Below are 11,588 nucleotides of genomic sequence, written 5' to 3' on the forward strand. Positions count from 1 at the left end.
TATTCGTCACTCGTTGAATTACGCCTCAAGGTACGACCTCGCCACCCGAAAGTCAACGCGCGTTGAATAGCGGTCCCGGTAGCCTCGGACCCATGGGAAAGAATGGGCGCGAAGCGCCTCCGTTGAGGGTGGCGGCGGGGGCATGGATGGAGAAGAAGCGGCTGGTGCTCTGGGACATCGACCACACGCTCGTGGACTTCTCCGAACTGGGCGCGGCCTGGTACGGGACCGCGTTCACCGCGGCGACCGGCGCGACCCTGCGCGTGCACCCGGTGTTCGGCGGCCGCACGGAACGGGCGACGACGACCGACCTGCTCACCGCGAACGGCTTCGAGGCCGCGGAGGAGACGATCCAGGCGCTGTTCAAGGCCCTGGTGGCGGAGTCCGAACGCCACCGGCACACCTTCGCGGAAACGGCCCGCGCGCTGCCCGGCGCGGCCGAGGCGCTGACCGCGTTCGCCGCCGGCGGCGACGTCGTCCAGACGCTCGTCACCGGCAACCTGCCGGAGATCTCCCGGCACAAGCTCGCCCCGTTCGGCCTGGACGAGCACCTCGACCTCGAGATCGGCGGCTACGGCACGCTCTCGGTGCACCGCCCGGACCTGGTCCCGCACGCGATGGCGCTGGCGGCGGCCAAGCACGGCACGGAATTCGACGCCGGCGCGGTGGTCGTCATCGGCGACACGCCGAACGACGTCCGGGCCGCGGTGGCCAACGGCGCGGTCTCCGTCGCGGTGGCCACCGGGCACTACTCCGCCGAAGAACTGCAGGCCGAGGGCGCCCACACGGTGCTGCCCGACCTGACCGACACCGACGCGGTCCGGCGCGCCGTCCTCGGCTGACGTCGTCCTGCAGAGGGGGACATCCCTCAGCCGAAAGGACGACACCCCTAGGGGAAATCTCGTTCCCTTGCCCGATGTTGGCGGTGGCGGGAACTCGACAGACTTCTCCCCATGACTGACGCAGGGGCGGCGGCCGGAACCGCCGGAGGGGGCCGCATCCGGAGCACGGTTGCGGTGTTGAGACAGCGACTGCCGTTCACCAGCGGTGTCACGCTCGCGATGCTGGTGCTGGCCGTCGCGACCGGGGCGTTGTGGAACGCCGCCGAAGACCGCGCGGTCTACCCGTTCGTCGCCTACGGGCTGCCGTCGCTGGAGGCGGGCCGGTGGTGGACGATGCTCACCGGGCCGTTCTTCGCCGTCATCCCTTGGTATTACCTCCCGATGGTCGGCAGCTTCGCGCTCTTCGCCGGCTTCGCCGAGTGGAAGCTGGGGACGCGGCGCGCGATGGCGGTGACCATCGGCGGCCAGCTCGTCGCGGTGCTCGCCGCGACCCAGTTCCTCGCGCTGTCCCGCAACTCCGGCTGGCTGTGGGCCGAGCGGGTCGCGGGCAGCCTCGACGTCGGCTTCTCCGGCGGCGCGCTCGCCGCGGTGGCCATCGCCAGCGCGACGCTGCGGCCGCCGTGGGCGCTGCGGCTGCGGGCCGGGCTGTGCGTGTACGCCGGGGTCGCGATCGTCTACGTCGGCACGCTGGCCGACCTCGTGCACTTCTTCGCGCTGCTGCTGGCCCTTCCGCTCGGCAAGCGCCTGGTCGGCACCCGCCGGATCGGCGCCCAGGCGGCCCCGAACCTGCGGGAGTGGCGGGTGCTGGCCGTGGCCGGCCTGCTGCTGCTCACCATCGCCGAGATCGTGATGTTCCTGGTGCCCGGCGACGGCCCGTTCGGGTCCGACGACGGCGTTTCGCTGTCGGCGCCGGAGCTCGGCATCCTGGTGCTGGTGGTGGTGCCGATGCTCAACGGGCTGCGCAAGGGCAGCCGCGTCGCGTGGCGCTGGGCGGTGGGGCTGTCGGCGTTCGTCACGGTGCAGGGGCTGGCCGTCGCGACGCTGCTCGGAGTGGCCGACATCTTCGGCAGCGACTACGACGTCACGGGCCTGCCGCTGTTCTTCGTGGACAATCTCTTGTGGACGGTCGAGCTGGCCGTCCTGATCGCGGCCCGCCACGCCTTCCGGGTGCCTTCGCGGCGCCGGCTGCGGCGGCACGCGCAGGGCCCGGGGCCGGCACTGGCCCGCAACCTGCTGGGGCGCCACGGCGGCAGCACGCTGTCGTGGATGACGACCTGGCCGCGCAACACCTACTTCGTCCGCGAGGACGGCCTGTCCTACCTCGCCTACCGCCGCCACGCGGGGGTCGCGGTGGCGCTGGGCGACCCGATCGCGCCGGACGGCACGGCGGCCGCCACGGTCACCGAATTCGCGGCGATGTGCGAGAACTCCGGGCTGGTGCCGTGCGTGTTCTCGGCGACGGAAGCCACCGTCGCGGCGACGCGCGACCTGGGCTGGCAGCACGTCCAGGTGGCCGAGGACAACGTGCTCGACCTCGACGGCCTCGAGTTCCGAGGCAAGGCGTGGCAGGACGTCCGCTCGGCGCTGAACAAGGCGGCCAAGCAGGACATCGAGTTCCGGCTGGTCCGCCTGGCCGACCAGCCCGAGCCGATCCTGGCCCAGGTCCGGGCGCTGTCGGAGGAGTGGATGTCCGGCAAGGCCATGCCGGAGATGGGCTTCACCCTCGGCGGCCTCGACGAGGCGATGGACCCGGCGACCCGGGTCGGCCTGGCGGTCGACGCGGAGGGCACGGTCCACGGCGTGACGTCGTGGCTGCCGGTCCACACCGGTGCGGGCCGGATCGGCGGCTGGACGCTGGACGTCATGCGCCGCAGTGCCCACGGCTTCCGCCCGGTGATGGAGTTCCTCATCGCCTCGGCGTGCCTGGCCTTCCGCGACGAAGGCGCGCGGTTCGTCTCGCTGTCGGGTGCGCCGCTGGCCCGCAGCGGCGACGGGTTCGCGGCGCGGCCGGTGGACCGGGCCCTGGAGTCGCTGGGCCGCGTGATGGAGCCGTACTACGGATTCCGTTCCCTGCACGCGTTCAAGGCGAAGTTCCAGCCGCGGCACGTCCCGCTGTACCTGGCTTTCCGCGACGAGGCCGACCTCCCGCGCATCGGGCTGGCGCTGAGCCGGGCCTACCTGCCGGACGTCCGGCTGCGGCAGCTGGCGAAGCTGGTCAGTAGCTCTCGGGCACGCTGATCCGCTGCGGGAAGCGGATCTTGCGCCGGGTGACGACGTTCTGGTCCTTCGGGATCAGGCGTCCATCGGTCAGGCGGAGCCAGTGGCCGTTCCGCGAGTCGGTGAAGGCGAGCATCACCCCGGGCGTCATGTCCGGGCGCTGCCACTCCTCGCGGATCGGCATCCGCCACTTCCCCGGCGGCAGGATGGCGTAGAGGTATTCGTCGTCCTCGATCTCCGGCCCGCGGTGCAGGGTCGACCCGGTCATCGGCAGGTTGTGCACGAGGTCGAACGAGACCACGACGTGGTTGACCGCTTCGGCGTTCGCGTTGGAGACGACCATGAAGCCCTGGCCGCCGGCGTACTCGATCCACGCGGTGACCTTCGCGGCCTGCTCCTGCCGTTCGCGCAGGTCCCGCTCCCGGCGGTCGGCCCGCGCGAGCCGGCCGTCGCGGATGGCGATCCACAGCGCGACCACGACGGCCGCGATCGTGCCGATGCCGCCGACCCACTGGCCGGAGGCGCCCCACCAGTCCGGATCCCGCGGCTCGACGAGCCAGCTCCAGGCCTTGGCCAGCAGCGGTCCGAAAAGGAGCAGCACCCCCGAGACGGCCAGCACCCCGAACGCGACGGCCCGGATCCGGCCCAGCCGTCTGCCCGCATCCCCACTCATGCCCCGCAGCCTGCCGAATTCCCGCGCTCAACGGAAGCGGCAAAACCCCCTCGGCGCCGGTGCTACATTCGACGTCGTGTCCGAAGAGCCCAACGGCGAGCTGGCCTTCCTGCGCTCCGAACTCGACCAGCAGCTGCGGCGGTACTCGAAGCGCCGCAAGCGCGACAAGCGGAAGGCGTTCGGGCTGCGGCTGTCGACGGTGCTGCTGTCCGCGACGATCAGCGTCCTGCTCGGGCTGCGCAACGTCGACGGCCACGCCGATCTGTTCGCCAACATCGCGCTCGGGCTGGGCGCGCTGATCACCGTCCTCGCGGCGGCGGATGCCTTCTTCTCCCACCGCGAACTGTGGATCCTGCGGACGCAGACCATCCGCGACCTCGAGTCCATTTCGCGCGAGCTGCGGTACTGCACGAGCAAGGACCTTTCGCCGGAGGAACTGAAGCAGGACGTCGAGCGGATCTACGGCGAGCTCAACCGCGCCATCGAGCGCGACAGCAGGAACTGGGACCGCCTGCGCGCACCTTCCGGCACGGATTCCAAGGAATGACCCGGACGGCGGTCGTCCTCACCGCCCTGCCGGTCGAGTTCGCAGCGGTCGCCGACCGGTTGGCGGGCCAAACCTGGCAGACGCACGATCAGGGCAGCCGTTACCTCGTCGGGAGTTCCGGCGCCTGGACGGTGGCGGTCGCGGAAATCGGCCGCGGCAACGAAGAGGCGAGCTATTCGACGGAACGCGCGCTCCAGCACTTCTCCCCCGAGGTCGCGCTGTTCGTCGGCGTGGCGGGCGGCGTCAAGGACGTCTCGCTGGGCGACGTCGTGTTCGCCACCGAAGTGCACGGTTACGAGTACGGCAAGGAAGTCTTCGACGCGTTCGTCCCGCGCGGCCAGGTCGGCACGGCGTCCTACGAGCTCGTGCAGGCGGCCCGGTACCTGCGGCACGAGCTGACCGGTTTCGCGGTCGTCGTCGAGCCGATCGCCGCGGGCGGCAAGGTGGTCGCGGACGCCTCGGCCCCCACCGCGGAGGTCATCAAACGCCACTACAGCCAGGTGGTGGCGACGGAACAGGAGGGGCTGGGGTTCGTCAAAGCGGCGTCGGCCCGGTCCGGGGTGGCGGTCGGGGTCATCCGCGGGATCAGCGACCTGTTGTCGGGCAAGGCGGAGTCGGATCGGGCCGGCTGGCAGGAGGCCGCCGCGGGTCACGCGGCCGAGTTCGCGTTCGCGCTGCTCGACGCGATCGACCGGACGACGTACTCCCCGGAGCACGTCGCCGATGCCCTGCTGTCGGCCCTGCTCCGGCTCCACCGGTGGGATTCTCGCGAGGAAGTCCTCGCGCTGGGCCGGGATCGGAAGGAGAAGCGGAAGGCACAGCGGCTCCTGGAGGACCTCGAGGAGGTGCTGCTGGAGCACCTCGAACGAGCCGCCGACGCCTACGGGATCGACGATGCCGGGTTCTTCCGGCAGGTGACGTCCCGCCTCCGGCTGGTCGCCAGGTCCCACGCGGTCGAAGCGGCGACCCTCCGGCCACTCCTCGGCGACGCGAGCACCCCGGCCGAGGGCTACTTCCTGTCCGACGTCACGGCGTTCCTGGTCGGGGCGTACCTGGGCGTCCCGGACCTGCGCCGCGAAGCGTTGTCCGGGGCGCTCGAGCGTGAGACGGACCTGCCGAAGGCGCTGGAAACGGCTCTCAGCAGCGTTCCCCGGCGGCAGCGGGCCCGCGACGAGACGGAAGCCGACCAGCTCTCGGCCGCCGCCTACACGACGGACTACCTGCGCGCGATCAGCAACCGCCTCGACCACCTGGAAATCCTCGGCATCGACCTGGCCCGTTCGGTGGAGCGGTACGCCCTGACCCCGGCGTTCGTGGCGTTGTCGGCGGCGAGCGGCCAGTGGGACGACGACCGCACGTGGTCGGGCGGCCGCCGCAACGACGTGGTCAACGTCCTCGCGTCGGCCACGCGCCAGGTGCTGATCGGCGAGGCCGGCTCGGGCAAGACGACGTTGCTGCAGTGGATCGCCGTGACCGCCGCTCGCGACCAGCTGCCGCCGAAGCTGGAGCACTGGAAAGGCCGGATCCCGCTCATGGTGTGGCTCCGCCGCTACGTGGAGCAGCCACTGCCGGACGTCGAGTCGCTCACCGACGAGCTGGCGCCGAGCCTCAGCGCCCGGAAGCCGTCCCGCTGGTGCACGGCCCTGCTGGCCAGTGGCCGGGCGATCGTGCTGATCGACGGCCTCGACGAGCTGCCGGTCTCCCGCCGCCCGGCGGTGCAGAACTGGCTCGACGAACTGCTGAGTGCCTTCCCCGAGAACGTGTTCATCATCAGCGGACGCCCGGCGGCGCTCCGGCACCCGGGTTTCCGGCTGGGGCGGTACAGCATGGCCCAGCTCGAACCGATGGGGCCGGACCAGATTTCGGCCCTGGTGCGGCACTGGCACCTGTCGACGAGCACCACCCTGCCGAAGGAACAGCAGGAAAGCCACCGCGCCAAAGGAAAGCTCGTCGCCGAGCACATCCTGACCAGTCCGGCCCTGCTCGACCTGGCCCGCACACCCTTGCTCTGCGCGGCGCTGTGTGCGCTGGCGTACGCGAGAAAGGGCGTCAGCAGCCTCCCGCGCCGACGTCTCGAGCTGTACGAAACGGCGCTCGTCATGCTGGCCGGGCGGCGGGACACCGAACGCAGTATCGCGGGCTCGCCACTCGACCCCGAGGAACGGCTGGCCCTGCTCGAAGACCTGGCCCAGTGGCTGATCCGCAACGACCAGTCGGAGATCGCGAAGGAGAAGGCCCTCAGCCACGTCCGGCAGACGCTCCGGGCGCTCCGCCAGGACACCATCACCGCCGAAGCGGCGCTGCAGGACCTCGTCGAGCGGTCCATCCTGCGCGAACCCGCGACGGACGTCGTCGACTTCGCCCACCGGACCTTCCTGGAGTTCCTCGGGGCGCGCTGGATGAGCGACCAAGGGGACTTCGGCGCGCTGCTGAAGTGGTCCGGCGACCCGTCCTACGGTGGAGTCATCGCCCTGGCGGTCGGGATGGCCCGCCCCGGCGAAGCGGCCGGCTTGCTCGGGAACCTGCTCTCGCGCGCGGAAACCGCCTCGGGCGGGGACCAGGAGTACGCCTACAGCCTGGTGATGAACTGCGTCGACGCGTGCCTGCGGGTGGACGAGAGCGTGACCCGCAGGCTGGAGTCGTACCTCGAGTCGCTGGTCCCGCCGCTCAACAGCGACGCGATGCTGAAGCTCGTCGCCGGCGGGGACACGAGTGTCGGCCTGATCGAGCGATTCCTGCTCGATGCCGACGACCTCGCCCTCGAGCGGTGCGTCGAGGCGCTGGGCCGGATCGGCACCACCCGCGCGCTCGGCGTCCTGATCGATCTTCCGGCGACGCTCCGGCGGTCACTCGCCCAGAGCCTGATCGAGGCGTGGTCCTTTTTCCCGCCCGCGGAGTACGCGGCGCAGGTGCTGACCGAGCTGCACGCCCCGACCGCGGTGCACCTGCTCGACACCACCCGGATTCCGTTCACAGGACAGCTCGGGCGGGACTACCTGGTGCACGTGATTTCCCCGGATATGCAGTGGATGGCCGACGGGCTGGACGCGACGGTACGGCTGACCGGGGTGAGCATCGAATCCGACATCTACGTCGCCGACTTCGCCGATCTTCTGGGCCTGCCCGGTCTGCAAACCCTCTTCGCGGACATCTTGTTCGATGAGCCGACCGACCTGAGCTCACTGCCGCGCAACGAGAGCATCACGACCCTCGACCTGCAGTTCTGGAATCCGATCGATCCCTTGCTGCTGGACTGCGCCTTCTTCCTGGCCACCCCCAACCTGACCGACCTGCGCATCAGCGCCGTAGGAGAGGTCGAGCTCACCAACCTCGCCGCGCTCAGCTCGCTCGACGAACTCGAAATCCTGGAGATCGAAAACTTCCGGCCGTCGAACAGCGAGACCGTTCAGCTGTCCTTGCCCGCGCTGCGCTGGCTCCGCATCCCCGAGTGGCCACTGACCGACCTCGGCATCTTCGCCGGCTGCACCAACCTCGAAGTCCTCGACGCCCCGGACTCCGAACTCGAAAGCCTCCACGGCATCGGCACCATGACCGGCCTGCGCAGCATCGCCCTGAACGGCTGCTCTTCCCTCACCGACATCGGCGAACTGACCCCGCTCAACGCCCTCGAGCACGTCGACCTGGCCAACTGCATCGCCCTGGACGACGACGCCCTCGACGTCGTCGAGAAACTCCCCCGCGAGATCGACCTGGAGATCGCCGGCTCCAGCGTCGACGCCGACCTCCGCAACGCCCCGTTGCAGATCCTCACCGAGCACGTCCCCGACGCCTGGCCGGACTCGATCGCCATGCTCGACGACGACCTCGACGTGACCCAGGAGGACTTCTTCGTCCGCTCGGTGGTCGGCGCGACCGCCGCGGAAGACGAATTCACGCACGGCTGGATCGTCGGGGACCTCGAGGCGTACGAAAGCCGGCCGCTCTAGCGGACGGTCGTCGTCGGCGGCGGGGTCGTCGTCGCCCGGTCCGCCGCCGGGACGAACCGGTAGCTCCGCACGATCCGCACCAGGTCGTCGGGCGCCGATTCCCCGTACGCCACCAGCACGCCGGACGTCCCCGAATCCCCACCGAACGCCAGCACCGCCAGCTGCGCGTGCGGGACGACGCACTCCCCCGTCTGCGCCGGGGTCACCGAAGCGACCAGCACCCGGGCGGGAACCGCCGTGCCGTCGGCCCGGGGAACCTGCGCGTCCGCGCCGGGCCCGATCTCCGGCACCGCACCATACGCGCCGTTCGCCAGGTCCGTCGCCGCCTTGCGGGCTGCCGCATCGAGGTCGGCCAGCGGCTCCGTGGTGAGGCCGGCGCCCCCGCCGCACTTGCCGGGGAACGCGCTGGTGATCAGCCTGATCCCGGCCCAGCCGTGCTGGGTGTCGGGCGCCGGCTGCCAGCTCGGCGGAACGTCGTAGGCGTACGCGCCGTCGCGACCGGCCACGGACTGCCAGCCCTCGACCGCCGCCGGCACCACCGCACGCGGCGAGGGTGTCACCACCAGCGGCGCGGGTGACGGCGAGGACGAGGCCGGGTGCGGTTTGCCGACGCCCAGCGCGTTCAGCACGCCGGCGACCAGGGCGATGAACACCAGGCCGAACCACGGCGCCCGCCGCCACTTCAGCGGTTTCAGCTTCGGCCGGATCCGCTTCGGCTGCGCGCGCGGGGCGTCCGCGGGTTCGTAACCGCCGAACCCGCGGAGCGCCGCGTTGTCCTCGTACCCCGGCGTCTCATCGTCGGAGCGCCGGTTCATCTCAGCTCCGGACGAGCTTGACCAGGTGCTCGACGACGGCGTCGACCGCGATCTCCTCGCGCTCGCCGGAACGCCGGTCCTTGACCTCGACGACGCCGTTGGCCAGGCCGCGCCCGACGACCAGGATGGTCGGGACACCGACCAGCTCGGCGTCGGCGAACTTGACGCCCGGGGTGGCCTTGCGGTCGTCGAGGATGACCTCGACGCCGGCCGCGTCCAGCTCGGCGGCGATCTTCTCGGCGCCGGCCGCGACCGCCTCGTCCTTGCCCGCGATGACGATGTGCACGTCGAACGGCGAGACCACGCGCGGCCAGATCAGGCCGAGGTCGTCGTGGTTCTGCTCGGCGAGCACGCCGACCAGCCGCGAGACGCCGACGCCGTAGGACCCCATGGTGACCCGGATCGGCTTCGAGTCGGGGCCGAGCGCGTCGACCTCGAAGGCGTCGGTGTACTTGCGGCCCAGCTGGAAGATGTGCCCGATCTCGATGCCGCGCGCGGCGACCAGGGTGCCGTGCCCGTCCGGCGACGCGTCGCCCTCGCGGACCTCGGCGGCCTCGATGGTGCCGTCCGGGGTGAAGTCGCGCCCGGCGAGCAGGTCGACGACGTGGTGGTCGACCTTGTCGGCCCCGGTGACCCAGGCGGTGCCGGGGACGATCCGCGGGTCGGCGAGGTAGCGCACGCCGTTGTCCTGCAGCGCCTTCGGGCCGATGTAGCCCTTGACGAGGAACGGGTTCTTCGCGAAGTCGGCCTCGTCGAGCAGCGCGACCTCGGCCGGCTCCAGCGACGCTTCGAGGCGCTTCATGTCCACTTCGCGGTCGCCCGGGACGGCGACGCAGACGAGCTGCCACTCGGCCGAGCCCGGCTGACGCGTCTTGAGCATGACGTTCTTCAGCGTGTCCGCGGCGGTGAACGTGCGGCCCAGGCCCGCGTTGTTGAGGAAGTCGACGAGCGTCTCGATGGTCGGCGTGTTCGGCGTGTGGTGCACCTGCGCCTCGGGCCGGCCCTCGATCGGCTGCGCGGCGGGCACCGGCGTGACGACGGCTTCGACGTTCGCCGCGTAGCCGGACTCGGTGCTGCGGACGTAGGTGTCCTCGCCCGTCTCGGCGACCGCGAGGAACTCCTCGGACGCCGAGCCGCCCATGGCCCCCGACGTCGCCTTCACGACGACGTATTCGAGGCCCAGCCGGTCGAACAGCTTCGTGTAGGCGTCCCGGTGGGCCTGGTAGGAGCGCGCGAGGCCGTCGTCGTCGAGGTCGAAGGAGTAGGAGTCCTTCATGACGAACTCGCGGCCGCGCAGGATGCCGGCCCGGGGGCGCGCTTCGTCGCGGTACTTGGTCTGGATCTGGTAGAGCGTGACCGGGTAGTCGCGGTACGAGCTGTACTCGCCCTTGACGGTGAGGGCGAAGAGCTCCTCGTGCGTCGGGCCGAGGAGGTAGTCGGCGCCTTTGCGGTCCTTGAGGCGGAAGAGGCCGTCGCCGTACTCGGTCCAGCGGCCGGTGGCCTCGTAGGGCTCCTTCGGCAGCAGCGCGGGGAACTGGATCTCCTGCGCGCCGATGGCGTTCATCTCCTCGCGCACGACGGCCTCGATGCGGCGCAGCACCCGCAGGCCGAGCGGCAGCCAGGAGTACCCGCCCGGAGCGACCCGGCGGACATAGCCGGCACGTACCAGGAGCCGGTGGCTCGGTACCTCGGCGTCCGCCGGATCCTCGCGCAACGTGCGAAGGAACAACGACGAAGTCCTGGTGATCACTGCGGGGCTCCCTGCGCCGGGCGGGTGTGAAAGTCCCGCTCAGGGTAGTCAATCCCCCCGCCGTGACTCCAACGGGTTACTCGGCGGCCGGTTTTGTCGGTGGTGGCCGCTAGCTTCGGGGCATGGCGATGCAAATGGGCATGATCACGATCGACTGCGCCGACCCGAAGAGCCTGGCGGAGTTCTGGACGGCGGCGCTGGGCACGAAGGTGGCCCAGGACCACGGCGACTTCTTGATGCTGGCCCCACCGGAGGGCGGCCTGACGGTGGGGCTGCAGCGAGTCCCGGAGCCGAGAGCGGGCAAGAACCGCGTCCACGTGGACTTCGGCTGCGAGGACCGCAAGGCCGAGGTGGCCCGGCTGGTGGGGCTGGGCGCGAAGGAGGTGGCGGAGCACGAGGTCCCGGGCCTGGCCTGGACGGTCCTGGTGGACCCGGAGGGCAACGAGTTCTGCGTATCGGCGGGCGCGCACTGAGCTCGGCCGGGAGGGCGGGCTGCGTCGAACCGACCGGCCCGCTCACCGAGCCCACACCGGCCGACGCTGCCTGGCCGACCCCGCGCCGACGCGGCCGACGGCTGCCGCACCTAACCAGCCCGACCCGAAGCGACCGGCCCGCGTTCCGAGCCCACGCCGACCGACGCTGCCCAGCCAATCCCGCAGCGGCGCGGCCGACGGCTGCCGCACCGAACCAGCCCGGCCCGAAGCGACCAGCCCGCGCACCGCGCCCACCGCACCCCCGCCAGCCGCCAGCCGCCGGCTGCCACACCCACCCAACCCGGCCCGAAGCGACCCGCGCAC

At 71.2% G+C, this 11,588-nt stretch carries 8 protein-coding genes; 5 read left to right on the plus strand and 3 right to left on the minus strand.

Annotation, left to right across the window (positions count from 1 at the left end):
• Positions 1-146: 146 nt before the first annotated feature.
• The gene (locus ACWEVN_RS21355) at positions 147-842 is read left to right on the plus strand and encodes an HAD family hydrolase (protein WP_452052423.1); all 696 of its coding nucleotides are present in this window, start codon (positions 147-149) and stop codon (positions 840-842) included.
• Positions 843-1,016: 174 nt separating this feature from the next.
• The gene (locus ACWEVN_RS21360) at positions 1,017-3,080 is read left to right on the plus strand and encodes a bifunctional lysylphosphatidylglycerol flippase/synthetase MprF (protein WP_452052424.1); all 2,064 of its coding nucleotides are present in this window, start codon (positions 1,017-1,019) and stop codon (positions 3,078-3,080) included.
• On the opposite strand, the gene ACWEVN_RS21365 is transcribed toward ACWEVN_RS21360, so the two are convergent.
• A complete protein-coding gene (locus ACWEVN_RS21365) occupies positions 3,058-3,732 on the minus strand; it encodes a hypothetical protein (protein ID WP_452052425.1) in 675 nt (224 codons plus the stop codon). The genes ACWEVN_RS21360 and ACWEVN_RS21365 overlap by 23 nt on opposite strands.
• A 76-nt stretch (positions 3,733-3,808) precedes the next feature.
• Here ACWEVN_RS21365 and ACWEVN_RS21370 point away from each other — a divergent pair, with 76 nt between their 5' ends.
• Both ACWEVN_RS21370 and ACWEVN_RS21375 read left to right on the plus strand, forming a co-directional pair.
• Positions 3,809-4,279 carry a DUF4231 domain-containing protein gene (locus ACWEVN_RS21370; protein ID WP_452052426.1) on the plus strand — a complete coding sequence of 157 codons (471 nt, stop codon included), beginning with the start codon at positions 3,809-3,811 and terminating at the stop codon, positions 4,277-4,279.
• Positions 4,276-8,226, plus strand: a complete 3,951-nt coding sequence (locus ACWEVN_RS21375) for an NACHT domain-containing protein (RefSeq protein ID WP_452052427.1) — start codon at positions 4,276-4,278, stop codon at positions 8,224-8,226. Before ACWEVN_RS21370 ends, ACWEVN_RS21375 begins: the two co-directional genes overlap by 4 nt.
• On the opposite strand, the gene ACWEVN_RS21380 is transcribed toward ACWEVN_RS21375, so the two are convergent.
• Together ACWEVN_RS21380 and ACWEVN_RS21385 are read right to left on the minus strand one after the other, a co-directional pair.
• A complete protein-coding gene (locus ACWEVN_RS21380) occupies positions 8,223-9,041 on the minus strand; it encodes a hypothetical protein (protein WP_452052428.1) in 819 nt (272 codons plus the stop codon). The genes ACWEVN_RS21375 and ACWEVN_RS21380 overlap by 4 nt on opposite strands.
• Position 9,042: 1 nt before the next feature.
• A complete protein-coding gene (locus tag ACWEVN_RS21385; RefSeq protein WP_452052429.1) occupies positions 9,043-10,791 on the minus strand; it encodes a proline--tRNA ligase in 1,749 nt (582 codons plus the stop codon).
• Positions 10,792-10,913: 122 nt separating this feature from the next.
• On the opposite strand from ACWEVN_RS21385, the gene ACWEVN_RS21390 reads away from it, so the two are divergent.
• Positions 10,914-11,264 (plus strand): VOC family protein, encoded by a 351-nt coding sequence (locus ACWEVN_RS21390; protein ID WP_449682796.1) that lies wholly within the window; start codon positions 10,914-10,916, stop codon positions 11,262-11,264.
• Positions 11,265-11,588 lie beyond the last annotated feature (324 nt).

The organism is Amycolatopsis sp. NPDC003861, from assembly GCF_053605405.1.

Excerpts from the sequence above, each read along its gene's own strand:
- ACWEVN_RS21355 (WP_452052423.1), top strand. The coding sequence starts at position 147 with ATGGAGAAGAAGCGGCTGGTGCTCTGGGACATCGACCACACGCTCGTG.
- ACWEVN_RS21375 (WP_452052427.1), top strand. The coding sequence starts at position 4,276 with ATGACCCGGACGGCGGTCGTCCTCACCGCCCTGCCGGTCGAGTTCGCA.
- ACWEVN_RS21380 (WP_452052428.1), bottom strand. The coding sequence starts at position 9,041 with ATGAACCGGCGCTCCGACGATGAGACGCCGGGGTACGAGGACAACGCG.
- ACWEVN_RS21365 (WP_452052425.1), bottom strand. The coding sequence starts at position 3,732 with ATGAGTGGGGATGCGGGCAGACGGCTGGGCCGGATCCGGGCCGTCGCG.
- ACWEVN_RS21390 (WP_449682796.1), top strand. The coding sequence starts at position 10,914 with ATGGCGATGCAAATGGGCATGATCACGATCGACTGCGCCGACCCGAAG.